General features: G+C 72.0%; 15 protein-coding genes. 5 read left to right on the top strand and 10 right to left on the bottom strand.

Annotated features, from left to right (window positions below; genetic code table 11):
* The first annotated feature begins 16 nt into the window (after nucleotides 1-16).
* Together ABEA93_RS31950 and ABEA93_RS31945 are read left to right on the top strand one after the other, a co-directional pair.
* Nucleotides 17-490 carry a hypothetical protein gene (locus ABEA93_RS31950; RefSeq protein WP_345679353.1) on the top strand — a complete coding sequence of 158 codons (474 nt, stop codon included), beginning with the start codon at nucleotides 17-19 and terminating at the stop codon, nucleotides 488-490.
* Nucleotides 491-619: 129 nt separating this feature from the next.
* A complete protein-coding gene (locus ABEA93_RS31945) occupies nucleotides 620-1,417 on the top strand; it encodes an SDR family NAD(P)-dependent oxidoreductase (protein WP_345679352.1) in 798 nt (265 codons plus the stop codon).
* Nucleotides 1,418-2,073: 656 nt separating this feature from the next.
* Here ABEA93_RS31945 and ABEA93_RS31940 read toward each other — a convergent pair.
* From ABEA93_RS31940 to ABEA93_RS31905, 8 genes are all read right to left on the bottom strand, one after another.
* Nucleotides 2,074-2,460 carry a helix-turn-helix domain-containing protein gene (locus ABEA93_RS31940; RefSeq protein ID WP_345679351.1) on the bottom strand — a complete coding sequence of 129 codons (387 nt, stop codon included), beginning with the start codon at nucleotides 2,458-2,460 and terminating at the stop codon, nucleotides 2,074-2,076.
* Between the two features lie 177 nt (nucleotides 2,461-2,637).
* Nucleotides 2,638-3,906, bottom strand: coding sequence for a CinA family nicotinamide mononucleotide deamidase-related protein (locus ABEA93_RS31935; protein WP_345679350.1), 1,269 nt, complete (start codon nucleotides 3,904-3,906; stop codon nucleotides 2,638-2,640).
* A gap of 38 nt (nucleotides 3,907-3,944) precedes the next feature.
* Nucleotides 3,945-4,757 carry a CDP-diacylglycerol--glycerol-3-phosphate 3-phosphatidyltransferase gene (pgsA, locus tag ABEA93_RS31930; protein WP_345679389.1) on the bottom strand — a complete coding sequence of 271 codons (813 nt, stop codon included), beginning with the start codon at nucleotides 4,755-4,757 and terminating at the stop codon, nucleotides 3,945-3,947.
* Between the two features lie 152 nt (nucleotides 4,758-4,909).
* Nucleotides 4,910-6,544 (bottom strand): 30S ribosomal protein S12 methylthiotransferase RimO, encoded by a 1,635-nt coding sequence (gene rimO, locus ABEA93_RS31925; RefSeq protein WP_345679349.1) that lies wholly within the window; start codon nucleotides 6,542-6,544, stop codon nucleotides 4,910-4,912.
* Nucleotides 6,545-6,802: 258 nt separating this feature from the next.
* Nucleotides 6,803-7,558 (bottom strand): helix-turn-helix domain-containing protein, encoded by a 756-nt coding sequence (locus tag ABEA93_RS31920; RefSeq protein ID WP_345679348.1) that lies wholly within the window; start codon nucleotides 7,556-7,558, stop codon nucleotides 6,803-6,805.
* A 178-nt stretch (nucleotides 7,559-7,736) separates the two neighbouring features.
* Nucleotides 7,737-10,271: an FtsK/SpoIIIE family DNA translocase gene (locus ABEA93_RS31915; protein WP_345679347.1), complete on the bottom strand. Its 2,535-nt coding sequence runs from the start codon at nucleotides 10,269-10,271 to the stop codon at nucleotides 7,737-7,739.
* 153 nt (nucleotides 10,272-10,424) lie between these two features.
* The gene (locus ABEA93_RS31910) at nucleotides 10,425-11,129 is read right to left on the bottom strand and encodes a response regulator (RefSeq protein WP_345679346.1); all 705 of its coding nucleotides are present in this window, start codon (nucleotides 11,127-11,129) and stop codon (nucleotides 10,425-10,427) included.
* A 380-nt stretch (nucleotides 11,130-11,509) separates the two neighbouring features.
* Nucleotides 11,510-17,092 (bottom strand): HAMP domain-containing protein, encoded by a 5,583-nt coding sequence (locus ABEA93_RS31905; protein WP_345679388.1) that lies wholly within the window; start codon nucleotides 17,090-17,092, stop codon nucleotides 11,510-11,512.
* A gap of 576 nt (nucleotides 17,093-17,668) precedes the next feature.
* Here ABEA93_RS31905 and ABEA93_RS31900 point away from each other — a divergent pair.
* From ABEA93_RS31900 to ABEA93_RS31890, 3 genes are all read left to right on the top strand, one after another.
* Nucleotides 17,669-20,215, top strand: a complete 2,547-nt coding sequence (locus tag ABEA93_RS31900; RefSeq protein WP_345679387.1) for a SpoIIE family protein phosphatase — start codon at nucleotides 17,669-17,671, stop codon at nucleotides 20,213-20,215.
* Nucleotides 20,216-20,642: 427 nt separating this feature from the next.
* Nucleotides 20,643-21,380 carry a peptidoglycan-binding domain-containing protein gene (locus ABEA93_RS31895; RefSeq protein WP_345679345.1) on the top strand — a complete coding sequence of 246 codons (738 nt, stop codon included), beginning with the start codon at nucleotides 20,643-20,645 and terminating at the stop codon, nucleotides 21,378-21,380.
* Nucleotides 21,381-21,451: 71 nt separating this feature from the next.
* On the top strand, nucleotides 21,452-22,753 hold the full coding sequence (locus tag ABEA93_RS31890) for a type IV toxin-antitoxin system AbiEi family antitoxin domain-containing protein (protein WP_345679344.1): 1,302 nt from the start codon (nucleotides 21,452-21,454) through the stop codon (nucleotides 22,751-22,753).
* 131 nt (nucleotides 22,754-22,884) lie between these two features.
* Here ABEA93_RS31890 and ABEA93_RS31885 read toward each other — a convergent pair whose 3' ends face one another.
* Together ABEA93_RS31885 and dapA are read right to left on the bottom strand one after the other, a co-directional pair.
* Nucleotides 22,885-24,573, bottom strand: a complete 1,689-nt coding sequence (locus tag ABEA93_RS31885) for a ribonuclease J (protein ID WP_345679343.1) — start codon at nucleotides 24,571-24,573, stop codon at nucleotides 22,885-22,887.
* A gap of 96 nt (nucleotides 24,574-24,669) precedes the next feature.
* Nucleotides 24,670-25,569, bottom strand: coding sequence for a 4-hydroxy-tetrahydrodipicolinate synthase (gene dapA / locus ABEA93_RS31880; protein WP_345679342.1), 900 nt, complete (start codon nucleotides 25,567-25,569; stop codon nucleotides 24,670-24,672).
* Between the last annotated feature and the right edge of the window lie 257 nt (nucleotides 25,570-25,826).

Below are 25,826 nucleotides of genomic sequence, written 5' to 3'. Positions count from 1 at the left end.
CCGGAGGAGCCTCCCTGTGACCGCTGTGACCCATGTGACCGCCCCTGTGAACCCTGTTGCCGTGCGCCGTCCGCCGCTGCGACGTCTCGTCCCCCTGCTGTGCCTGCCGTTCCTGGCCGGCTGCGTCTCCGCCGCCCCGCAGGCGCTCGCCCCGGACCCCCTCGGGCCGTTGCCCGCGGTCGTGCCGCTGCCGCCACTGCCGGGCCCGGTCGCCACGGCCGGCCTGCGGCACACCGCGTGGAACACGCCGCAGCCGTCCGCGACCGCCTCCCCCACCGCCTCCCCCACCGCCGAACCGCCGCGGCAGCCGCCGCGCCGCCCGGGGCCGGAGCACGGCGGCGTCCCGTCGCGCCGCCCGCTGCCCGCGTCGACTCCCGGCAGCGGGTCCGGACTTCCCGACAACGTCTGCGACGGGCTGGCCGACTCCGGCCTGATCTCCGTCGGCAGCACCGCACACCGCTGGTGCCTGGCCCAGCAGTCCGGCTCCTGACCGGGCGCGGATCCGCCGCGGACGAGGTGACGAGCGCCCCGGTCAACGATTATTGACTGTTCGTCAGATCCTGCCTACGGTCCCGATGGGCCCGGGATCCCGGCCCTGAACTCCGTGGGAGGGGAACCCGTGTTGCGCACAGCCCTCGATCTGTCCGGCCGCGTGGCCGTCATCACCGGTGCCGCCAGCGGAATCGGCCGCAGCAGCGCGCAGGTCCTCGCCGAACTCGGCGCGGCCGTGGTGTGCGCGGACATCAACGAGGGCGGTGCCGAGGCGACCGCGAAGCTGATCGCGGAGGCCGGCGGCACGGCGTCCGCGGCGCGCGTCGACACGTCCTCGGCGGCGTCCGTCGACGAACTGGTGGCCTCCGCCGTCGCCGCGCACGGGCGCCTCGACGTGATGGCCAATGTGGCGGGCATCATGCACACGAGCACCGTGATCGAGACGACCGACGAGGACCTCGACCGGGTGCTGTCGGTGAACTTCAAGGGCGTCTTCTACGGCTGCCGCGCCGCCGCGCGCGTCATGGTCGAGCAGGGATCCGGCAGCATCGTCAACATGGCGTCCAGCGCCATCGACACGACCAACGCGGGCCTGGTCTGCTACAGCACCGCCAAGACCGCCGTCGTGCAGCTCACCAAGACGCTGGCCACCGAGGTCGGCCCGAACGGCGTCCGGGTCAACGCGGTCGCGCCGGGTTGGACGGTCACCGGCATGACGGGCCGCCACTGGACGGCCGAGGACGGCACCGAGGACGAGGCCCGCAAGGCCGCGGTCGCCGCCCCGATGCTCAAGATGTCGCCGCTCAAGCGCGTCGGCGAGCCCGAGGACATCGCCTACGCGGTGGCGTACCTGGCGTCGGACGCGGCGAAGTTCATGACGGGCCAGATCCTCCGCCCCAACGGCGGCGTGACGATGCCGTGGTAGCCGCGCGCTGACCCGCACGACGGGCCCGGCACTCCTCGGGGGGTGCCGGGCCCGCCCGCGTTCGAGGTGGTCGGGCGGCGAGTCGGGGCGGTGGCCCCGGGTCACCCCGCCCGGGGCAGCCCCTCCGCCTGCTCTGCGTCGTCGGCGTGCGCCCCGCCGCGGTTCGGCGGAAGCGGGCGGCGCAGTGGACCGGCAGGAGGCTGAGGCTCCAGCCGCCGCACAGGGCCGCGCCGGTGGCCGGGCCCGCGGTGTCGAGGCCGGCGAGCCAGCCGAAGGCCGCCCACCACGCCAGGGTCAGGACGGCTGCGACGGCCCACGTCGCCGCGTCGCGGTCGCGGACGCCGCCGTCCAGCAGGGCCCGCAGAGTGCGGGCCGGGAAGCCGCCCTCGGGCCGCGGGCGCGTGCCGCGGGCCGGGGCGGTGGTGCCAAGGTGCTGCCCAACCGGGTTCATGGTCGGCCTCCCTCGGTTCCCCTCACGGGGGACCTCCAGCCTTGCCCGCGAACAACCCGTCGGGCCAGGCCAGGCACCGCCAATCACTCGATCGGCGCACCACTTGGTGACGATCCGTGACAAACCTGGCGAAGTCGTCGACAAAGCGTGAGGGCGGTGCCGGGCCTCGTCGGCCCGCACCGCCCTCGCTCACGCCGCGCCCCGTTCAGGCCGCGGCGACCACCTCGACCTGGTTGGCGGTCTTGACCTGGTTCGGCGCGCCGGCACCCGCCAGGCGGTCGCCCGGCACGCGCTCGCTCTGCGCCGACCCCACCGGCTCGAGCACCGGACGGGACGTCAGACCCTCGTTGTGCGCCAGCTCGGCGAGCGCGAGTTCGTCGCTCACCTCGCGCAGCACGATCGACATGCGCACGTCCAACGCCTCGCAGATGGCGGAGAGCAGTTCGGACGACGCTTCTTTCTGGCCGCGCTCGACCTCCGAGAGGTACCCGAGCGAGACCCGGGCCGCCGACGACACCTCGCGCAGGGTGCGGCCCTGGCGCTGGCGCTGCCGACGCAGCACGTCACCCAGCAGGCGACGAAGCAGAATCATCGGTCGCTCCCTCCTAGGACCGCGGCTGCAACGGACACAGCCCCACCGTACCCGGCCGATCCCGACTCCGTACCCGGTCTGACGTCCTGTTCACTGAGGGCGTGCAGCCTTGACATTCGGAGCGGCGTTTTACCACGTTCGTCCCGTACATTCCCCATCGACGGCACAACCCCCCTCTCAGCCCGTGCATTCCCGGGCCTGCTTCTGCGGCAGGCCGAGCAGTGTGCGCCGCAGCAGTTCCAACGCCCGCACCACGGTCAGCGCCCGGATCCGGTCCCGGTCGCCCCACAGTTGCGCGGTGTCCGAAGCCGTTCCGTCCGGGCCCGCGACCGCGATGTGGATCTCGCCGACCGGGCGCCCGTCCTGGGGATCCGGGCCGGCCACTCCGGTCGTGGCCACCCCGTACGTACCCGACAGGAGGGATCGCACACCCTCGGCCATCTCCCGTGCCACGCGCGGGTGTACGGCGCCCTCGGCGGCCAGGAGTTCGGCGTCGACGCCGAGCACCGACCGCTTCACCTCGGTCGCGTACGCGGTCACCGAGCCGCGGAACACCGCGGAGACGCCCGGCACCGTCACCATCGTCGAGGCGAGCAGCCCGCCGGTGAGGGATTCCGCCGCGGCGAGCGTCGCGCCGCGCTTGGCCAGCAGCCGCGCGACGACGGCCACCAGGGTCTCGTCGCCTTCGGCGTAGACGCAGTCGCCCAGCAGTTCGTAGGCGCGCATCGCTGCCGCGTCGACCGCCTCGCCGCCGCCCGGGCCGGTGGAGGTGAGCTTCACGCGCGTCTCGCCCGGCTCCGCGAGGTAGGCGACCTCGACCGCACCGGCCTCGGCGACCTGCTTCTCCAGCGGTTCGAGGTACTGCGCGACGACTCCTTCGCCGACGCCCACGGTGCGCAGCACGCGCTGGGCGCGCGGGGCGGGCGAGCCGGAGCGGCGCAGCAGGTCGGGCAGGACCTGGTCGCCGACCATCGCGGCCATTTCGTGCGGGACGCCCGGCGTCGCGTAGACGGCGGTGCCGGCGATGTCGATCGCCAGGCCGGGCGCGCTGCCGCGGTCGTTGGGCAGCACCCGGCCGCCTTCCGGGACGTCGGCTTGCTGGAGGCCGAGCCCGGTGAGGGTGCGGTTGCTGTCCCGGTAGCGGTCGCGCAGCCACTGTTCGACATCGGGGTCGCGGCGGAGCGGGACGTCCGCGACCCGGGCCACGGCCTCGCGGGTGCGGTCGTCGGAGGTGGGGCCGAGTCCGCCGGTGATCAGCACCGCGTCGGCGCGGCCGACGGCGATGCGCAGCACGTCGACGAGGCTGTCGAGGCCGTCGCCGACCGTCGAGATACCGGTGACGTGGATGCCGGCGTCGGTGAGCATCTGCCCGAGCACGGTCGCGTTGGTGTTGACGACGTCGCCGATGAGGAGTTCGTCGCCGACCGCGACGAGTTCGATGTCCACGCGTGCCCCCTGGTGCTCGTGGTGTGCTCGGGTGTGCGCTAGTCGGTGCGCCGGGCGTCGGCGGGTTCGCGGCCGTCGGTGCCAGGGGCGGTGTCGTGCCGGTCCCCGTCCGCTTCGCCGCCGGTGTCGCCCGGGTCGTCGGTTTCGGTGTCGGTTTCGGTGTCGGTGTCGCCTGTGCCGTTGCCGTCGGTGCCGTCCGTGCTGCCGTCCGTGCCGTCGTTGCCGCCGCGCATCGCCTTGACGACGTAGTCGAGGCCGGTCACCACGGTCGCGATGACCGCGACCGCCATGACCCACGCGCGGAAGGACGCGAGCGGGCCGGTGATGACCAGGACGTACATCCCGATGGCGGTGCCCTGGAGCAGCGTCTTGAGCTTGCCCCCGCGGCTCGCCGGAATCACCCCGCGTTTGATCACCCAGAACCGCATGAGGGTGATGCCGATTTCGCGGAACAGCACGATGCCGGTGACCCACCACGGCAGGTCGCCGAGCGCCGACAGGCCGATGAGGGCAGCGCCCATGAGCGCCTTGTCGGCGATCGGGTCGACGAGTTTGCCGAAGTCGGTGACCAGGCCGTGGCGGCGGGCGAGCATGCCGTCGAAGCGGTCGCTGATGCTGGCGATGGCGAAGGCCGCCCAGGCCCATGCGCGCCAGACGGGGTCGTGACCGCCGTCCTGCACCAGCAGCCACACGAACAGCGGGACGATAGCGATGCGCAGCATGGTCAGCCCGTTGGCGGCGTTCCACACGCTGACCGACGTCGTCGGATCGCCCAGCCGGTCCGGCTTGGGCGGGTGGTTGGCGGCCGCGGTGCGGACCGCCTCGGCCGGGTGTGCGGCGGCGGCGCGCATCGCCTCGGCGCGGTGCGCGGCGGCGATCCGCATGGCCTCCGCGCGCTGGGCAGCCGCGGCGCGCGCGGCTTCGGCGCGCTGCGCGGACTTCTGCGCCGCGTTGCGCGCGGCGTCCGACGGGCGGCGGCGGGCGGGCGGCGTCGGGTCTTCGGTCACCGGACCGGTCCCGCGGCGGCCGCGGCACCGGCAGCGGCCCGGTCGGGGGCGTCCGCCACGAGGTCCGCGTACAGGTCCACGCCCTCGCTGCCGACCACGATCGCCGGAACGATCGTGCCGACTTCCAGGCCCTGGCCGCGGACCACGGTCAGGCCGTCGATCTCCGGCGCCTGGTGGGCCGCGCGGCCTTCCGCGGTGACGGTGCCGTCGTCGGCGATGTCGACGATCTCCTCGACGAGGACGTCGACGCGCGTGCCGATCCGCTCTTCGGCGCGCTGCGCGGTGAGTTCCTCGGCGAGGCGGCTGACGCGTTCGAGGCGTTCGGCGATGACGTCGTCGGGCAGCTTGCCGTCGTAGCCGGCGGCTTCGGTGCCTTCTTCGTCGGAGTAGCCGAATACGCCGATCGCGTCGAGGCGGGCCGCGGTGAGGAACCGGACGAGTTCCTCGACGTCGTCCTCGGTCTCGCCGGGGAAGCCGACGATGAAGTTCGAGCGGGCGCCGGCCTCGGGGGCCTTGGCGCGGACCTGCTCGAGCAGGCCGAGGAACGCCTCGCGGGAGCCGAAGCGGCGCATCCGGCGCAGCACCGGCTCGCTGGCGTGCTGGAAGGACAGGTCGAAGTACGGGGTGACGCCGTCGGTCCCGGTGAGCACGTCGACGAGGCCGGGGCGCATCTCGGCGGGCTGGAGGTAGTTGACCCGGACCCGGTCGAGGCCGTCGACGGAAGCGAGTTCGGGCAGCAGGGCTTCGAGGAGCCGGATGTCGCCGAGGTCCTTGCCGTACGACGTGGAGTTCTCGCTGACCAAAACGATTTCCCGGACGCCTTCGGCGGCGAGCCAGCGGGCTTCGCCGACCAGGTCGGTGGGGCGGCGGGAGAGGAACGAGCCGCGGAACGACGGGATCGCGCAGAACGAGCAGCGCCGGTCGCAGCCGGACGCGAGCTTGACGGACGCGACCGGGCCGCCGCCGAGGCGGCGGCGCAGCGGGCGCGGGCCGGACGCGGGGGCGACGCCCTCGGGCAGGTCGGCGGGCACGCTCGCGGTCTCGTCGCCGCCGTGGCCGGGGACCGCGACGTCGGCGGCCTGGCGTTCGACCGGGCTGAGCGGGAGCAGCGTGCGGCGGTCGCGGGGCACGTGCGAGGTGTGCTTCTCGCCGGCGAGGATGCCGCGGAGGCGGGCGGCGATGTCCTGGTAGTCGTCGAAGCCGAGGACGGCGTCGGCCTCGGGCAGCGCGCCGGCGAGCTGGTCGCCGTAGCGCTCGGCCATGCAGCCGACCGCGACGACGGCCTGGGTCAGGCCCTCTTTCTTGAGGTCGGCGGCTTCCAGCACGGTGTCGATGGAGTCCTTCTTGGCGGACTCGACGAAACCGCAGGTGTTGACGAGGACGACGGAAGCGTCGGCGGCGTCTTCGGTGAGCCGCCAGCCGTCGGCTTCCAGTCGGCCCGCCAGCTCTTCGGAGTCGACCTCGTTGCGGGCGCAGCCGAGGGTGACCAGCGCCACGGTGCGGCCGCCGCCCGCGGTCACGGGCGCGGCGGCGCTGCCGGCTTCGGCGGTTTCCGGGATACGGACGGCGGGATCGGCCGCGGCCGTCGGCGCGGAACCGGCAGGCGCGGACTCGGGGCGGGGGGCGGGCATGCCGGAAAGCCTACGTCAGGACACGGCCCGGACCGGACGCGGGAACCGGTTGCACCCGAACGAGCACCCGGATCCCGCCCCGCGCGGCGGCGGTTTCCGGGACGTCGCCCCCGGCTGTCCGGGTTTCCGGTCCCCCGGCTCCCCGGTTTCCGTTTCCGATTTCCGGCCTCCGGTTTCCGTCTCCCGGCTCGTCCAAGGCCGCCGGCTCCGGGCTTCCCCGGTCTCCCGGTTCGCCCCGCCCGTCCGCCGGGCGGGGCGTCAGCCCTGCTGCGGGTCGCCCGGCTTGAAGGAGAGCCGGACCACGGAGTTCTTGGTGCTGGCCGGGCCGAGGTCCTTGCCGTTGACGTTGAGGCGGACGCCGTCGGCGTTGCCGATGACCAGCTTCAGCTCGGTCGGGTCGACGAATTCCTTGCTGGCGCCCTTCTCCAGGTTGCCTTCGAAGTAGACCTGCTTGCCGGTGGTGTCGGTGGCGCGCACCCAGCTCTTGCCGTTCACCGCGTCGAGCCGGACCTTGACCTGCGGCGGCGCCTGCGCGACGACGGAGCTGGGCGGCGCGGCGGGCACCGGGGCGGCCTGCGGAGCGGTGGGCTGCGCGGGGCCGGTCGGGGACGGCGCGGCGACCGGCTTGTCGTCGTCGCCCTTGCCGTCGACGAGGTGGAAGACCACGAAGGAGAGCACCACGACGACCGCGGCGGCCATGGCGGCCGTCCAGTTGGGCGTCAACCGCCGTTCGGGCTTGATGCGTTCCGGTTCGAAAATGGCCGTGGGGCTGGGGGCCGGGGTGACGCCGTGCGCCTGGTCGAACTCGGCGACCAGCGGCTCGGGGTCGATCCCGACCGCGCGGGCGATCGTGCGGATGTGGCCGCGTGCGTAGAAGTCGCCGCCGCAGCCCGCGAAGTCGTCGTGCTCGATGCCTTCCACGATCGGCTGTCTGATACGAGTGGCCTCGCTTACCTGGTCGACGGTGAGCCCCGCCTTGGTGCGGGCGTGGGCAAGGGTCTGACCGATGGACACGAGTGCGCCTCCGAGCGTACGGACACGAGACGGGAGTCACAGGAGTCTAAGGGCGGCCGGATCGGTGTGTTCCCCTGCCGAACCCCGGCGCGCGGCGCCGAGATTCGGACAGATCGCGAACGCGATGCAAACCGTCACCAGTGAATCAGGTTGCGACCGGATTTCCGATCAGACTTGCCTATTCCCCGCGGATTGTTGACAACACCTGATCAAGTTCATCCGGCTTGATGAGGACGTCGCGTGCCTTGGACCCTTCGCTCGGGCCGACGATGCCGCGCGACTCCATGAGGTCCATCAGCCGTCCCGCCTTCGCGAACCCGACGCGCAGCTTGCGCTGCAGCATCGACGTCGACCCGAACTGCGTGGACACCACCAGCTCGGCGGCCTGGCACAGCAGATCGAGATCGTCGCCGATCTCCTCGTCGATCTGCTTCTTCTGCCCGCCGGACGCGGCCACGTCCTCGCGGTACTCCGGCTGCAGCTGTTCCTTGCAGTGCCGGACGACCGCTTCGATCTCCGCCTCGGTGACGAACGCGCCCTGCATCCGGACGGGCTTGTTCGCCCCCATCGGCAGGAACAGCCCGTCGCCCTTGCCGATGAGCTTCTCGGCACCCGGCTGGTCGAGGATGACCCGGCTGTCCGCCAGCGAACTGGTCGCGAACGCCAGCCGTGAAGGCACGTTGGCCTTGATCAGACCGGTCACCACGTCCACGCTCGGCCGCTGGGTGGCCAGCACCAGGTGAATGCCTGCGGCGCGCGCGAGCTGCGTGATGCGCACGATCGAGTCCTCGACGTCGCGCGGCGCCACCATCATCAGGTCGGCCAACTCGTCGACGATCACCAGCAGATACGGGTACGGCGCGAGTTCCCGCTCGCTCCCGGGCGGCGTCGTCAGCTTGCCGGTGCGCAGCGCCTTGTTGAAGTCGTCGACGTGCCGGTAGCCGAAGTTGGCGAGGTCGTCGTACCGCATGTCCATCTCGCGGACGACCCACTGCAACGCCTCGGCGGCCCGCTTCGGGTTGGTGATGATCGGCGTGATCAGGTGCGGGATGCCCTCGTACGCGGTCAGCTCGACGCGCTTGGGGTCGACGAGCACCAGCCGCACCTCGTCGGGGGTGGCGCGCATCATGACCGACGTGATCAGGCCGTTGATGCAGCTCGACTTGCCCGCGCCGGTGGCGCCGGCCACCAGGATGTGCGGCATCTTGGCGAGGTTCGCGACGACGAACCCGCCCTCGACGTCCTTGCCGAGGGCGACCAGCATCGGGTGCTGGTCGGAGACCGCCTCGTCGGCCCGCAGGACGTCGCCGAGGTTGACCATCTCGCGGTCCGCGTTGGGGATCTCGATGCCGACCGCGGACTTGCCCGGGATCGGGCTGATGATCCGCACGTCCGGGCTGGCGACCGCGTAGGCGATGTTCTTCGCCAGCGCGGTGATCCGCTCGACCTTGACCGCGGGGCCCAGCTCGACCACGTAGCGGGTGACGGTCGGGCCGCGGGTGAAGCCGGTGACCCGCGCGTCGACGTTGAACTGCTCGAACACGTGGGTGAGCGCGGCGACCACGTCGTCGTTCGCCTGGCTGCGCGCCTTGCCCGGCCCGCCGCGCTTGAGCAGGTCGCTCGCCGGCAGGTGGTAGGTGATGTCGCCGGACAGCCTGAGCTGCTCGCTGCGCGGCGGCAGGGGGTTGGCGGGCGGCGCGCTGCGGGTCTCGTCCACGACCGCCGGGGCGGCCTTGCGGGTGCGAGCGCCGGGGACCGGCAGCGCGGTGCCGTCGAGTGCGGCGGCCGCGGCGGCGGCGACCTCGATCGGGTCGGAGCCGGACTTGCGGCCGCGCGGGCGCGGCGCGGCGGGGGCTTCCTTCGCCGGGGCGGCGGGGGCGCGCTTGCGCTTCGGCGGCGGGGTCTCCTCGGGCACGTCGTCGTAGTCGTCGGCGTAGTCGTCCGGATAGTCGCCCGGGTAGTCGCTGTACGGCTCGTCGTCGGGGTAGTCGCCGCCCGGGAAGCCGAGGTAGGTGCGCAGCCGGTCGGGCACCGCGGCGACCGGGGTGGCGGTGACGACGAGCAGGCCGAAGAACACCACGATCAGCAGAAGCGGTATGGCCGCCCACTTCGTGACCGCGTCGACCAGCGGGCCGGCGAACGCGTACCCGACGAGGCCTCCGCCGCCGCGCATCGCGGTCGCGCCGTCCGACGGGTGCGGGGTCCCGGAGCCGATGTGGATCATGCCGAGGACGCCGACCACGAGGGCGACGCTGCCGATGACGATGCGGCCGGTCGCGTCGCCTTGGTCGGGGTGCCGGATGACCCGGACCGCGAGCGCGGCGACGAGGAACGGCACGAGCACGTCCAGGCGGCCGACGGAGCCGGCCACCACGGCGGTCACCGCGTCGCCGACCGGGCCCTGGACGTCGCCCCACGCCGCCGCGGCGACCACGATCGACAGCCCGAGCAGGGCCAGGCCGACGCCGTCGCGGCGGTGTTCGGGGTGGATGCCGCGGGCGCCGTGGCCGATGCTGCGGAACACGCCGCCGACGGCGTGCGCGAGGCCGAGCCACACGCCTTTGACCACGCGGAAGACGATGTCGCCGATGCGTTCGAAGATGCCGGGCGGGGGCGGCGGAGGCGGAGGTGCGGGCGCGGCTTTCTTCGCCGGAGCCTTCTTCTTCGCGGCGCCGCCGGTCCGGGCGCCGCCGCCGGACGTACGCGTGGCCATAGGGGTGAGGTTACCCGGCGGACCCGCGTGTCTCACGTGTCACTCGGAACTCGGCCGCACGTGTCGTTCACCGCATTCGCCAGGGCACGCGCCACCGCTTCCGTCACGGTGGTTTCCGAGTGGTCGCACAACGGCTCCGGCGGCCGTCCCTGACTACGCCTCCGGAGGGCGCCGGGCCGCGGGCGGTGCCGGCGGGCGGGTTTCCGCGGCCGGGCCGGGGTGCCCGGCGGGTGCCGGGACGAGGGCGTCGAGGGCGGCGCGGAGCCGGGCGATCTTGCCGAGGACGCCGTTCGCGGTGGCCGCGAGCGCCGGGTCGTCGGACATCTCGACCTGCTTGGCGAGGTCGTCGGCGCTCTCCTCGAGGCTGCCGAGCCGGGCGAACAGCTCGCCGAGCATGTCGCCGGCGCGGTTCTCCCCCGCGCCCGCGTCGATGCGGCCGCGCAGCAGGGCGGCCTGCTCGCGCAGCTGGCAGTTCTTCTTGTACAGGTCGACGAAGACGGCGACCTTGGCGCGCAGCACCCACGGGTCGAACGGCTTGGAGATGTAGTCGACCGCGCCCGCCGCGTAGCCGCGGAAGGTGTGGTGCGGGCCGTGGTTGATCGCGGTGAGGAAGATGATCGGGATGTCGCGGGTCTTCTCGCGGCGCTTGATGTGCGCGGCGGTCTCGAAGCCGTCCATGCCGGGCATCTGCACGTCCAGCAGGATGACCGCGAAGTCGTCGCTGAGCAGCGCCTTCAGGGCTTCCTCGCCGGAGTGGGCGCGCACGAGGGTCTGGTCGAGTGCGGACAGGATCGCCTCGAGGGCGAGCAGGTTCTCCTGACGGTCATCGACCAGGAGGATCTTGGCCTTCTCCGTCATGGCCCACCCTCTTCGATCCGGCGACCCGGGCATGCCCGCGTCCCGGTCGGCTCCGCTCGTCTCTGGATCAGTGCTCTGCCGCTTCGTGCCCGTACCCGGTCGGGTGCCGGTGCGTCCCGGTCATGCTAGTGCTCCGGACGGACCGGGGCAGGCAGTTCCCGAACCGCCGGTCGCGTGGTGTGACCACCGACGCACGTACGGTACCGACAGCCCCGTCTCGCACCCTCCCACGGATCCAACGGAACCGACAGCCCCGGAGTTCCCGCGAATCCGGCAATCCCGGGGTCGGACCGGGCATTTCCCGCGGCGGACGGCGACGGCCGCCCGGCGGGGCCGCGGACCGGGTCCGCGACCCCGCGAGGCGCCGGGTGTGGAGTCGCTCACTCCTCTAGCCAGGTACGGATCAGGCTGAGGAGATGTCCGGTGTCGACCGGCTTGGCCACGTAGTCCGACATGCCGGACGCGATGCTCTTGTCGCGGTCGCCCTTCATGGCCTTCGCGGTGAGGGCGATGATCGGCAGGCCGACGTACTGGGGCATGCGGCGGATGGCGGCGGTCGTGGCGTAGCCGTCCATTTCCGGCATCATCACGTCCATGAGGACGATCGCGATGTCGTCCTGGGCCTGGAGCTTCTCGATGCCCTCGCGGCCGTTCTCGGCGTAACTGACCACCAGGCCGTACTGCTCGAGGACGCTGGTCAGGGCGAAGACGTTGCGCACGTCGTCGTCGACGATCAGCACCTTCTCGCCCTGGAAGCGCCCTTCGAAGGGCCGCGCTGCGGGCGCCGGGCGCGGCGGGCGGGTGTCCTCGCGGGCGGCGTCGGCGACGAAGTCGGCCAGCGCGTCCGGGGTGGACACCCGGTGCAGGGCGCCGATGCGCCGCCGGTAGCCGCGCAGCCGGGCCGCCTCGGAGCGGGTCGGCCGCATCGGCACGTGCACCACCACGGGCACGTCCTGGAGGTCGGCGCGGCCGGCGAGGACGTCGAGCAGCCGCCAGGCGCCTTCGTCGGCGAGGCGGACGTCGACGACGATGCAGGCCGGGTGGAACAGGTCGAGGGCGTCGACGGCGGCGTCGGGGGTCGGCGCGGTGGCCACCTCGACGAGGTCGCCGAGCCCGGCGAGCGTGGTGACGATCGGTCCGCCCTCGGCCTGCGGCTCCTCCACCGCGAGGACGCGGCGCAGCGGGGCGGCGGCCTGCGCGGCGCCTTCCGGGCGGTCGGGCGCGGCGGAAGGCGCCTGCGCGGACAGCAGCGCAAGCGGGCCGGTCTCGCCGGGGAGGGCGAGCGGGGCTCCGGACTGGGCGGGCTCGTCGTCGGCGAGCATGCTGTCGAGCGGCACGTACAGGGTGAACGTGCTGCCGCGGCCGGGTTCGCTGACCGCGTGGATCTCGCCGCCGAGGAGCCAGGCGATCTCGCGGCTGATGGACAGGCCGAGGCCGGTGCCGCCGTAGCGCCTGCTGGTGGTGCCGTCGGCCTGCTGGAACGCCTCGAAGATGACCTTGAGCTTCTCCTCGGCGATGCCGATGCCGGTGTCGACGACGGAGAAGGCGATGGCCTGGTCGGCGTCGTCGAGGTCGCCGATGGCGGGCGGGATGTCGTCGGTGAGCCGGATGACGACTTCCACGGAGCCGTTGTCGGTGAACTTGACGGCGTTGGACAGCAGGTTGCGCAGGACCTGCTGGAGGCGCTGTTCGTCGGTGTAGAGGGTGGCCGGGACTTCGGGCGAGACGTGGACGGTGAAGTCCAGGCCCTTCTCGGCGGTGAGCGGCCGGATGGTGGCCTCGACGTAGTCCATGAGCTGGACGAGGGCGATCCGCGCGGGGCGGACGTCCATCTTGCCCGCCTGGACCTTCGACAGGTCGAGGATGTCGTTGATGAGCTGGAGCAGGTCGGATCCGGCGGCGTGGATGGTCTCGGCGAACTCGACCTGCTTGCGGGTCAGGTTGCCGTCGACGTTGTCGGCCAGCAGCTTGGCGAGGATGAGGAGGCTGTTGAGCGGGGTCCGCAGTTCGTGCGACATGTTCGCGAGGAACTCGGACTTGTAGCGGGACGACAGGGCGAGCTGTTCGGCGCGTTCTTCGAGGGCCTTGCGGGCCTGTTCGATCTCGCTGTTCTTGATCTCGATGTCGCGGTTCTGCCGGGCGAGCAGCGCGGCCTTGTCTTCGAGTTCGGCGTTGGAGTGGCGCAGTTCGCCTTGCTGCCGCTGGAGTTCCTCGGAGCGTTCCTGGAGTTCCTCGGTCAGCCGCTGCGATTCGGCGAGCAGCATCTCGGTGCGGGAGTTCGCCATGATCGTGTTGACCGTGACGCCGATCTGCTCGTTGAGCTGTTCGAGGAAGTTGCGGTGCACCGAGGTGAACGGGCTGAACGAGGCCAGTTCGAGGACGCCGAGCAGCTGGTCTTCGAAGAGCACCGGCAGCACGACGACGTTGACCGGCGGGGCCTCCCCGAGGCCGGACGAGATCTTGATGTAGCCCGGCGGCGCGTGTTCGACGACGATCGACCGCTTCTCCAGCGCGGCTTGGCCGACCAGCGACTGACCGAGGCGGAACCGGGTCGGGGCGCCGCCGTTCTGGTAGCCGTAGCTGGCGATGAGCCGCAGTTCGACGTGGTCTTCGTGGGTGAGTTCGGCGAGGAAGAACGCGCCGTGCTGGGCGGAGACCACGGGGGTCAGTTCGCTCATGATGAGCGCGGCGACCGCCATCAGGTCGCGGCGGCCCTGCATGAGGCCGGAGATGCGGGCCAGGTTGGTCTTGAGCCAGTCCTGTTCGCGGTTGGCCAGGGTGGTCTCGCCGAGGTTGGCGATCATCTGGTTGATGTTGTCGCGGAGTTCGAGGATCTCGCCGCGGGCGTCGACGTCGATCTGCAGCGTCAGGTCGCCGCGGGTCACCGCGGTGGCGACCTCGGCGATCGCGCGGACCTGCCGGGTCAGGTTGCCGGCCAGCTCGTTCACGTTCTCGGTGAGCTGCTTCCAGGTGCCGGAGACGCCTTCCACCTCGGCTTGGCCGCCGAGGATGCCGTCGGTGCCCACTTCCCGTGCCACGCGGGTGACTTCCCCGGCGAACGCGGACAGCTGGTCGACCATCGTGTTGATGGTGGTCTTGAGTTCGAGGATCTCGCCGCGGGCGTCGACGTCGATCTTGCGGGTCAGGTCGCCGAGCGCGACCGCGGTGGTCACTTCGGCGATGCTGCGGACCTGGCCGGTCAGGTTGTCGGCCATCGAGTTGACGTTGTCGGTGAGGTCCTTCCACGTGCCGGACACGCCCGGGACGTGCGCCTGGCCGCCCAGGCGGCCTTCGGTGCCCACGTCGCGGGCCACCCGGGTCACCTCGTCGGCGAAGGCGCGCAGCGTGTCGACCATCGTGTTGATGGTCGTCTTGAGCTGGAGCACCTCGCCCTGGGCGTCCACGGTGATCTTCTGCGACAGGTCGCCGGAGGCGACCGCGGAGGACACCTGCGCGATGTTGCGGACCTGGCCGGTGAGGTTGGCCGCCATCGAGTTGACGTTGTCGGTGAGGTCCTTCCACGTGCCCGACACACCTCGGACGCGGGCTTGGCCGCCGAGGATGCCTTCGGTGCCCACCTCGCGGGCCACGCGCGTGACCTCGTCGGCGAACGCGGACAGCTGGTCGACCATCGTGTTGATGGTGTCCTTGAGTTCGAGGATCTCGCCGCGCGCGTCGACGGTGATCTTCTGGGTGAGGTCGCCGCCCGCGACCGCGGTGGTCACCTCGGCGATGCTGCGCACCTGGCCGGTCAGGTTGCCCGCCATGACGTTGACGGACTCGGTGAGGTCGCGCCACGTGCCGGACACGCCCTTGACGTCGGCTTGCCCGCCGAGGCGGCCTTCGGTACCCACCTCGCGGGCCACACGCGTGACTTCCTGCGCGAAGCCGGACAGCTGGTCGACCATCGTGTTGATGGTCGTCTTGAGTTCGAGGATCTCGCCGCGGGCGTCCACGGAGATCTTCTGCGACAGGTCGCCCTTGGCGACCGCGGTGGCGACCTGGGCGATGCTGCGCACCTGGCCCGTCAGGTTGCCCGCCATGAAGTTCACCGAGTACGTCAGGTCGCGCCACACGCCGCCCAGGCCGAGCACCTGGGCCTGCCCGCCGAGGATGCCTTCGGTGCCCACCTCGCGGGCCACGCGGGTCACTTCGGAGGCGAAGGCGGAAAGCTGGTCGACCATCGTGTTCACGGTGGTCTTGAGTTCGAGGATCTCCCCGCGGGCGTCGACGGTGATGGTCTTCGACAGGTCGCCGCGTGCCACTGCCGTGGTGACGTCGGCGATGTTGCGGACCTGCGCGGTCAGGTTGCCCGCCATGAAGTTCACGGAGTCGGTCAGGTCGAGCCACACGCCGGCGACGCCGGGCACCACGCGCGCTTGCCCGCCCAGGCGGCCTTCGCTGCCCACCTCGCGGGCCACGCGCGTGACTTCGCTGGCGAACGCGGAGAGCTGGTCGACCATGGTGTTGACGGTGTTCTTCAGCTCCAGCATCTCGCCGGACACGTCCACCGTGATCTTCTGCGACAGGTCGCCGCGCGCGACGGCCGTCGACACCTGGGCGATGTTGCGGACCTGGCCGGTCAGGTTGCTCGCCATCAGGTTGACGGAGTCGGTCAGGTCCTTCCACGTGCCCGCGACGCCCGGCACCGCGGCCTGGCCGCCGAGCGTGCCGTCGCTGCCCACCTCGCGCGCCACCCGCGTCACTTCGGACGCGAAGCCGGACAACTGGCCGACCATGGTGTTGACGGTGTTCTTCAGCTCCAGCATCTCGCCGGACACGTCCACCGTGATCTTCTGCGACAGGTCGCCGCGCGCGACCGCGGTCGTCACCTGCGCGATGTCCCGGACCTGCGCGGTCAGGTTGTAGAAGGCGGTGTTCACCGAGTCGGTGAGGTCCTTCCACGTGCCCGACACGCCGTCCACGCGCGCCTGCCCGCCCAGGCGGCCCTCGAAGCCGACTTCACTCGCCACACGCGTCACTTCGGACGCGAACGTGCGCAGCGTGCCCGTCATCGAGTTGATCGTCTCGGCGAGCTGCGCCATTTCGCCGCGCGCCGACACGGTGATGGTCTGCGTCAGGTCGCCGTACGCGACCGCGGTGGTCACCTGGGCGATGTCCCGGACCTGCGCCGTCAGATTCCCCGCCATGACGTTGACGGAGTCCGTCAGGTCCTTCCAGGTGCCCGACACGCCTTCGACGCGCGCCTGCCCGCCCAGACGGCCTTCCGTGCCCACCTCGCGCGCCACCCGGGTGACTTCCTGCGCGAACCCGGACAGCTGGTCGACCATCGTGTTCACGGTGTTCTTCAAGGCGAGCATCTCGCCCTCGACCTCGACGGTCACCTTGCGCGACAGGTCGCCCTTCGCGACCGCGGTCGTCACCAGCGCGATGTCGCGGACCTGCGCGGTCAGCCGGCTGGCCATCGTGTTGACGGAGTCGGTGAGGTCCTTCCAGCTGCCCGACACGCCGCGGACCTGCGCCTGACCGCCGAGCTTGCCTTCGGTGCCGACCTCGCGCGCCACCCGGGTCACCTCGTCGGCGAACGCGGACAGCTGGTCGACGAGCCCGTTGACGGTGCGGCCCATCTTGTTGAACTCGCCGCGCAGCGGCTGCCCGGACATCCGCTGGTCGAGCCGCTGCGACAGATCGCCCTCGGCGACCGCGGACAGAATCCGGTTGATCTCGGTGATCGGCCGGACGAGGTCCTCGACGAGCGCGTTCGCCGCGTCGATACCGGCCGCCCACGACCCCTCGCCGGGGCCGGGATGCAGGCGCTCGCCCAGCTTGCCGTCCCGACCCATCACGCGGCGCACCCGGGCCAGCTCGCCGGCCAAGTGCTGGTTGCGGTCCTGGACGTCGTTGAAGACCGCGGCGATCTCGCTCATCACGCCGTTGCCGGAGACCGTCAGCCGGCGTCGGAAGTTGCCGTCGCGCACCGCGGTCAACGCCGCGAGCAGCATCCGCAGCTCCCGCTCGTCGTCCCGGTCGCGACGGGCGCGCGCGCCGCCGGACCCGGCCTTGCTCGCCGTCTTCGCCATGCTGAGATTCCTCCACCGGACTCCGCCGGACACCGACCTCGGCACCCGCCCCGGTCCGGTCGGCCGCCGGGCGTGTGTGCCGCCCTCCGGCTGCCGGCCGCGGCGTGCGCCGCCTGCTATCGGCAGTCTTCCACCATCGCGCGGGGCGTACGGCCGACTCCGCAGGTCGGACCGGCCGATACCGTGCGTGGCGGCGCGGTGGCGGGCGTACGCCGGCGGTCAATGTTCACCAAGGAGCTGCGCCCCCGCCGGAGGGACGCGGTAGTGTGCGGAGCTGCCGCGGGACCGTCCCGTGGCAGGGCGGCCGCGCCGGAAACACCGAGGTGGCCGAGACGTACGTCACATATGCAGGCCGGATTGGACGGGGCTTCCGGCGGCGCATGAATCAGACGTAGCCGCCCAGTCGCCCTTCGATTACACGTACGGGAGCAGTAAGGCCGCGCCACCGCAACCACCGCACGACGCAGGATGCGGGAGTGTATGGACCCGGAAGCCGAGATGGTCGTCACCGCGAAAGTGAGTGCCACGTTCGCCCCTGAGGGTCGATCCGTGGCCGCCGCCCGATCCTTCGTGCGCCAAACGCTCACCGAATGGGACGCCTCCGGCGTCGTCGACGATGCGGTGCTGCTGGTCAGCGAGCTGGTCACCAACGCGATCGTGCACGCCGGGACGGCGACCGAGGTGTCGTGCGTCCGCTACGACGACGCGGTGCAGATCGAAGTCGTCGACCGCTACCCCACCCGTGAACTTCCCACGCCCGTCGGCGCCTTCGATGCGGACGACGAGAGCGGGCGCGGCTTGTTCCTGTCCGCGTCGATCGCGTCGGCGTGGGGCGTCGAGTACACCAAGAGCGTCAAGCAGGTGTGGTTCCGCCTCGACCTGCCCGACGGCGGATCGGCGACGAGCCTGGCCGGGCCTACGCTGCCCACCCATGTGCTCCCCGGCACCGACACGCCGGTGCGCGTGGCGGTGGTGCATGCCGACGTCAACCAGCGCGTCACGCACTGGAACGTGGACGCCGCCGACCTGTTCGGCCGGCCCGCCGTCGAAGCGGTCGGCATGCGGCTGCCCGAGTTGGTCGACTGGCCGCATACGCCGGAGAGTTCCGAGAACGACATGCCGTTCGCGGCAATGCTGGAACTGTCGCGCTGGCAAGGCATGTACGACATCCGGCATGCCGAAGGCCGGCCCGTGCGGGTGTTCGCCTCGCACGTGCGGCTGCGCGACGCGTCGGACAATCCGTCGCTCGTGCTGCTCGCGGTCCCGGCCCGGGCGCGCGCGGTGCTGGAGAACCGGGCGGCCGCGGCGGCAGGGCGGACTCCCGTACCGCCGCCCACGGACAGCGAATGGGACGGCCTCGAAGGCCACAACCGCCCCGGGCTCGACGAGCTGCTCCAGCGCGCGATCGAACGCGCCCGCGATCTCCTGGACGGCGACGCGGCGTTCGTGCTGATCGCCACCGACGACGAAAGCGAAATGGAAGTCCGCGCGACGACCGGCCTTGCGGGGGCGCTGCACCAGCGGCATGCCCGCGTTCCGGTCGCGGGATCCGCGGGCCGGTTCGGCACGGCACGCATGCCCGCGGTGCACCACGACGCGGAAGGGGTGCGGGAGGCCGTCCCGGTGCTCGGGGACAGCCTCATGCAGTCGGCGGTGACCGCGCCGCTCAAGGTCGAAGGCCGCCTGACCGGAACGCTCGGCGTGGCGTCCGAACGCCGCGCCCGGTTCGACAACGACGACGCGGCGAGGCTGCAGCGCGCCGCCGACCGGATCTCGCTGTCGGTGGAGAGCGCCCGCCTGTCCGAACTCGAACGGGTGCGCCGCGGCTCGCTGTCGTTCCTCGCCGAAGCGTCGGACTTGCTCGCGGGAACGCTCGACCCGGAGATGACGCTCGCGATGGTCGCGCAGATCGTGGTGCCGCGACTGGCCACGTGGTGCGCCGTCCACACGCTGGCGGAAGGCCACGAGCCGGCGCTGAGCTGCGTCTGGCACACGGACGAGACCCGCATCGACGACCTGCGCGCGCTGCTCGACCGCGCGGAACGGCCGCGGGCCCACCCGACGGTCGGGGCGCGGCCGTGGCGAGGTCTGCGTGTATTGGACACCGAGACGACGGTCGGGCACGAGGATTTGGTGACGGGTGACGCGGTCACCCTGCCGTTGGTGGCGCGCGGGCGCGGCATCGGCATGCTGACCCTCGGCAACGTCGCGGGCGAACGCTTCCGCCGCGAGACCCTGGAACTCGCCGAAGACCTGTCCCGGCGCGCGGCATTGGCGATGGACAACGCCCGCCTGTACTCCGAACGCACCGCCACGAGCCAGGCCTTGCAACGCAGCCTGCTGCCGCCGGAACTGCCGCGAGTGCCGGGCCTCGACGTCGAGGTGGTGTACCAGGCCTCCGGCGAGAGCAACGAAGTCGGCGGCGACTTCTACGACTTGTTCACCATCGGCCCCGACCTGTGGGGCTTCGCCATCGGCGACGTCTGCGGCACGGGCCCGGAGGCGGCGGCCGTCACGGGCTTGGCACGGCAGGCACTGCGCCTGCTCGCCCGTGAAGGCATGCCGGTTCCGTCGGTGTTGCAGCGGCTGAACGCGGCGATTCTGGACGAGGGACCGCGCAGCCGGTTCCTGACCCTGCTCCACGGGCACATCACGCACCGCCCGGAGGGCGGCATCCGCCTCACCCTGGTCTCGGCAGGCCACCCGCTGCCGCTGCGGCTGACCCCGGACGGACACGTCGAACAGGTGGCGACGCCGCAGCCGCTGCTCGGCGTCCTCGACGAACTGGACTTGGTCGCCGAGACCGTCGACCTCGAGCCCGGCGACGTCCTGCTGTGCGTCACCGACGGGGTGACGGAACGGCGCGAGGGGCCCCGGATGCTGGGCGAGGACGGGCTGATGACCGTCCTCGCGGCCTGCAAGGGCCTGACGGCGGGGGCGGTGGCGGCCCGGATCCACCGGGCGGTGGAGACGTTCGCGGCGGAGCCTGCTCGGGACGACATGGCGATTCTGGTGTTGCGGGTGGGGGAGGCGGCGGGGTTGTAGGGGTGGGTTGGGGGGTGGCGGCCGGCTTGCGGGGCGGTTGCCGCTTTCGGGGGGACGTTCTCCCTCCCTGGCGCCGGGAAACCGCCATCGGGTTGCCGCTCGCCGTCCGCTCCGCCCGTTCCGTCCGCCCCACCTCGCCCCGCCCCGCTACGCCTGCAGTTTTGGTCTGACATCACGGCGTGTTGAGGGTCTGTTTTGCGGCACCCGGGGGGCGGATCGGAGCGGGTCAGGGGCGTGGCCTGCGACACCGACTGGCCCAAATCCGGGCAATCTCCTCTTTTTGCGTGACATCTCCTGGGCGCCCGTCCCCCCACATGCCGCACCTCTTTTCGGATGATCCGACGGCTCCTGACCCTGCGCCAACTCGCCCTAGCGTCGGCCGTGTTCTCGAAGACCCGCTTCGGGACACGGCCCTCCAGGAGGAGTCATGCGCAGCGCCATCAAGACCACCCGAGTCCGCGGCCTCGTCGCGGGCGGCGGCCGGACCCGCCGACGCGCGGCCGCGGTGCTGATCTCCGGCGCGGTCGCGGTCGGCGCCGGCCTCGCCGGACCGGCCGCACCCGCGGCCGTGGCGGCGGCACCGGTCTGCAACCACATCGACAAGAACGACCGCCCGCTGCTGAACGAGAGTTCGCACGGCGACGCGGTCGCGCAGGCGCAGTGCCTCATCGGCACCCGGTCCGGCTACGGCACCAAGCTCGACGTCTCCGGGATGTACGGTCCCGAGACCACGGCCGCGGTGCGCTGGGTGCAGAAGTGCAACCAGGTCGCGGAATCGGGGGAAACCGACGAGGCCACGTGGAAGGTGCTGTACCGCGCCAAGAAGGGCTGCGGGAAGCCGCGTTCGTCGGGGGAGGCGGAGCCGGGGCAGCCGGGGCAGCCGGGGCAGCCGGGGCAGCCGGGGCAGCCGGGGCAGCCGGGCAAGCCTGACAAGCCCGGGAAGCCGGCCGGGGACAAGCCGGCGGAGCCCGGGAAACCGTCGGGCCCCGGAAAGCCCGGGAAGCCGGCCGAGTCCGGCAAGCCCGCCAAGCCCGGGTCCGGCAAGCCCACGAAGCCTCCGAAGCCCGCCCATGCCGCGGAACACGCCCGGAGCGCCGACGGGGTCACGCAGCTCGGGACCGCTCAGGAAGTACCGCCGGGCGAGCACGCGTCCACCCCGGTCTGATGAAAACACCGCTGGGCGCGGGCTGTGGACGGCGGAGAGCACCGCCGTCCACGGCGCCCCACACTGAGCGCATGGTTCACGATCCGGCACTGGCAGCCCTGCTGTCCGCGCCGTTCACCCTGGCCATGGCGGCGGACCGCGGGATCACCCGTTCCGCGGTCCGCCGCCGGCTGGAGGACGGCGATCTCCGGCGGGTGACCCACGGTGTCTACATCGGCGCCCACGTCCCCGACACGCTCGCGCTGCGCGCAGCCGCGACCGTGCTCGCGATCGGCCACGGGGCGATCGCGTGCGGGCGAACGGCGGCCTGGCTATGGGGTGTTCCCACGGGTCCGGCGGTGGTGGCGCGCCACCGTCCCGTGGAGATCGCCGTGCCCCCGGGTGTAGCCGTGCCACGCCGCCAAGGCTGCCGGGCACGCTCGACGGCCTGGCGACCCGACGAGGTCGGGCGGGTGGCGGGCATCCCCGCCACCAACCCGCTGCGCACGGCGGTGGACATCGCCCGACACGACGACCACGCCACCGCGGTCACGGTCCTGGACGGCATGCTCCACCGCCGGCACCTCACCCACCGGCAACTCGAGGAGGCAGTCACGCACTACGCCCCACGCCCGGGCGGTCCCGCCCTGGCCACGGCCGTCGCCGCGGCGAACGCAGCCGCCGCGTCGTGGGTCGAGACGACGATCCGGCTCGCCTTGGCCGACGCGGGCGTGCCGGCGCCCGTACCCGGTTGGACCCTGCAGTCGGCATTGGGCCGGGTCATGCTCAGGTTCGCCTTCGCGTGGCCGGAGCTCCGGCTGGCCGTGGACATGACGGGGCCGACACGGCCGACACCGGGCTATGGCGTCATCGTGGAGCCCGGTCGCACTCCGGGGCCGGGACCGGTCATCGGGCGTGATTCCGGCCCTGCGCCACGCGTCGGCCGCGGTTCCGGGCCAGTGCGGGTTGCCGAGCGGGAATCCGAGTGGGTGCCGCTCGTCGGCCGCCGTGCGTCACGGCCACTGCGGGTTGCGGAGCACGATGCCGGACCGATTCCGGCCGTCGGTCGAGCATCTCGGCCCCTGCCGTTGGCCGACCGCGTTCCCGGCCCGGTGCCGGCCATCAGCCACGCGTCGGGACCGTTCCCGGCAGCCGGTCGACCGGCATCGTCCACACACATGCCCAGGAACGCGACCGCACAGTCGGCGCAGCCGCCGACGCCACGACATGCGGCGCCGGCCCTTGCATCACCACGCCGCCGCAACGTCGCCGGCAGCCCGTGGCTGGTCCTCGAATGCGACGCGGCCGTCGTGGCCGCGGACCCGGCGGCACTCGTCGCCGTCATCCGCCGCGAGCTCGACGCACGCGGCGAGCATCGGCCTGCGGCCGCTTGACCCCCGCCCGGGGGCAGCGGCACAGACGGCGGTGGAGGGGGTGGGGGGTGGGGCCCCGGAGTCCGCCGCGGCTTGTTCTCTTCCGCAGCAGCCTCCGGCCCCCCACCCCCGACCTCCTCGGGCGTCGGACCTCAGACCTCCACGACCACCGGCAGGATCATCGGCCGGCGCCGGAAGGTGTCGCTGACCCACTTGCCCACGACCCGGCGCACCTGCTGCTGCAGCTGGTACGGGTCCGCCACGCCGTCCGCGGCGGCGCGGGTGAGGACGTCCTCGATGCGCGGGATCACGTCGTCGAACTTGGCGTCGTCGATGCCCGACCCGCGTGCCGTGATCTGCGGCCCGCCGACGACCTTGCCGGTCGACGAGTCGACGACCAGGAACACCGACACGAAGCCCTCGTCTCCGAGGATCCGCCGGTCCTTCAGCGACGACTCGGTGACGTCGCCGACCGACAGGCCGTCCACGTACACGTACCCGGCCTGCACCTTGCCGGTGATCCGCGCGACGCCGTCGACGAGGTCCACGACCACGCCGTCCTCGGCGATGACGATCCGGTCGCGCCGGACTCCGGTGGCCGCCGCCAGATCGGCGGACGCCCGCAGGTGGCGCCACTCGCCGTGCACCGGCATGAAGTTGCGCGGCTTCGTGAGGTTGAAGAAGTACAGCAGCTCGCCCGCCGACGCGTGGCCGGACACGTGCACCTTGGCGTTGCCCTTGTGCACGACGTTCGCGCCCCACCGGGTCAGCCCGTTGATGACCCGGTAGACCGCGGTCTCGTTGCCCGGGATCAGCGACGAGGCCAGCACCACGGTGTCGCCCTCGACGATGCGGATCTGCTGGTGGTCGCGGTTCGCCATCCGCGACAGCGCCGCCATCGGCTCGCCCTGCGATCCCGTGCAGACCAGCACGACCTCGTCGGGCCGCAGATCGTCGAGCGTCTTGACGTCCACGATCAGCCCCGCCGGCACCTTCAGGTACCCCAGCTCCCGCGCCACGCCCATGTTGCGCACCATCGACCGCCCGATGAAGGCGACCTTGCGCTCGTAGGCGTACGCGGTGTCCAGCACCTGCTGGATGCGGTGCACGTGGCTGGCGAAGCTGGCCACGATGATGCGCTGGTCGGCGTCCGCGAATACCCGGTCGAGGACGCCGGCGATGTCGCGCTCCGGCGGCACGAACCCCGGGACCTCGGCGTTCGTCGAGTCCGCGAGCAGCAGGTCGATGCCCTCGGTGCCCAGGCGGGCGAACGCGGGGAGGTCGGTCAGCCGGCCGTCGAGCGGCAGCTGGTCCATCTTGAAGTCGCCGGTGTGGACGACCATGCCCGCGGGGGTGCGGATCGCGACGGCGAGCGCGTCCGGGATGGAGTGGTTGACCGCGATGAACTCGCAGTCGAAGGGGCCCAGCCGTTCGCGGTCGCCTTCGCCGACCTCGAGCGTGTACGGGCGGATGCGGTGCTCGTTGAGTTTGGCCTCGATGAGCGCGAGCGTCAGCTTCGACCCGATGAGCGGGATGTCGGCCTTCTCGCGCAGCAAGTACGGCACGGCGCCGATGTGGTCCTCGTGCGCGTGCGTGAGCACGATCGCCTCGATGTCGTCCAGCCGGTCCCGGATCGCGGTGAAGTCCGGCAGGATGAGATCGATGCCGGGCTGCTCCTCTTCGGGGAAGAGGACCCCGCAGTCGACGATCAGCAGCCGCCCGGCGTACTCGAAGACCGTCATGTTCCGGCCGATCTCGCCGAGACCGCCGAGCGGGATGACGCGAAGTCCGCCCTCGGGCAGTTCCGGGGGCGGTCCGAGTTCCGGATGCGGATGACTCAAGTTCTCTCCTCGCCACGCGGGCACGCCCGTCGTCCGGACGGCCCGCGCATGTGATGGTTCAAACCCGGACAGGGTCGACCCCGGTCCGGGCACTTTCTACAGCTCTACCCCGCCCGCCGCGAGATCCTGCCTCAGCACGGCCATCTGCTCCGCCGTCGCCTCGACGAGCGGCAGACGCAGTGTGCCGGTGATCAGGCCCTGTGCGGCGAGGGCGGCCTTGCTCAAAATCACACCCTGGGTGCGGAAGATTCCGGTGTACACGGGCAGCAGGCGCAGGTGGATCTCGCGCGCCTTGGCGATGTCGCCGGACAGGTACGCGTCCACGAGTGCCCGCAGCTCGGGCGCCACCACGTGTCCGACGACGCTCACGAATCCGGCCGCGCCGATGGACAGCATCGGCAGGTTGAGGATGTCGTCGCCGCAGTAGTACGCCAGGTCGGTGCGGGCCATGACCCAGGACGCCGCGCCGAGGTCGGCCTTGGCGTCCTTGTTCGCGATGATCCGCGGGTGCTCGGCGAGCCGGACGATCGTCTCGGTCTCCAGCGCGACGGCCGTGCGCCCCGGGATGTCGTACAGCATCACCGGCAGTTCGGTGGCGTCCGCGACGGCCACGGTGTGCCGGTACAGGCCCTCCTGCGGCGGCTTGCTGTAGTACGGCGTGACGAGCAGCAGCCCGTGCGCGCCGGCCGCGGCCGCTTCGCGCGCCAGTTCGATGCTGTGTGCCGTGTCGTTGGTCCCCGCGCCCGCGATCACGAACGCCCGGTCGCCGACGGCCTCCACCACGGCCCGGACCAGCTGCGCTTTCTCGGTGTCGCTCGTGGTCGGCGATTCGCCGGTGGTGCCGTTGACCACCAGGCCCTCGTTGCCGGCGTCCACAAGGTGCGCGGCAAGCCGTTGGGCCGCGTCGAGATCAAGCGCGCCTTCGGCGGTGAACGGGGTCACCATCGCGGTGAGAACCCTGCCGAAAGGGGTCTGGGGGGCGGAGGTCGGAGCCATGCCCCAAACGGTACCGGGCCAGGTGGCAGGGTAGCTGTAGCGGCCCACATTCCGGTCTCCGGACGCCGCTCCGCGGGACCCGTCCCGCACCGGACGTGCGAGGACCCCGGCGCTGCCTGCTCGGGGGTTCAAGCAGCGCCGGGGTCTTCTTCAGTATCAGGCACGTGGCCGAAAAATGCCGGGCAATGACGCGAAAAAAGTTCCATGTCACCCTTTGTGCCGATTTGACCACGCGGGGCAGCTTCGCAGCCGCTACC

It is taken from the genome of Yinghuangia aomiensis (assembly GCF_039542225.1).
Taxonomy (GTDB): domain Bacteria; phylum Actinomycetota; class Actinomycetes; order Streptomycetales; family Streptomycetaceae; genus Yinghuangia; species Yinghuangia aomiensis.
Note: the sequence above shows the minus strand (reverse complement) of the source record. Positions and strands in the feature narration are given on the sequence as shown.

Coding starts and splice junctions, on each gene's coding strand:
- ABEA93_RS31940 (WP_345679351.1), bottom strand. CDS start 2,460: ATGATTCTGCTTCGTCGCCTGCTGGGTGACGTGCTGCGTCGGCAGCGC.
- pgsA (WP_345679389.1), bottom strand. CDS start 4,757: ATGCGCGCCGCCGCCGCACACCCGGCCGAGGCGGTCCGCACCGCGGCC.
- rimO (WP_345679349.1), bottom strand. CDS start 6,544: ATGCCCGCCCCCCGCCCCGAGTCCGCGCCTGCCGGTTCCGCGCCGACG.
- ABEA93_RS31915 (WP_345679347.1), bottom strand. CDS start 10,271: ATGGCCACGCGTACGTCCGGCGGCGGCGCCCGGACCGGCGGCGCCGCG.
- ABEA93_RS31910 (WP_345679346.1), bottom strand. CDS start 11,129: ATGACGGAGAAGGCCAAGATCCTCCTGGTCGATGACCGTCAGGAGAAC.
- ABEA93_RS31905 (WP_345679388.1), bottom strand. CDS start 17,092: ATGCTGCTCGCGGCGTTGACCGCGGTGCGCGACGGCAACTTCCGACGC.
- ABEA93_RS31900 (WP_345679387.1), top strand. CDS start 17,669: ATGGTCGTCACCGCGAAAGTGAGTGCCACGTTCGCCCCTGAGGGTCGA.
- ABEA93_RS31895 (WP_345679345.1), top strand. CDS start 20,643: ATGCGCAGCGCCATCAAGACCACCCGAGTCCGCGGCCTCGTCGCGGGC.
- ABEA93_RS31890 (WP_345679344.1), top strand. CDS start 21,452: ATGGTTCACGATCCGGCACTGGCAGCCCTGCTGTCCGCGCCGTTCACC.
- dapA (WP_345679342.1), bottom strand. CDS start 25,569: ATGGCTCCGACCTCCGCCCCCCAGACCCCTTTCGGCAGGGTTCTCACC.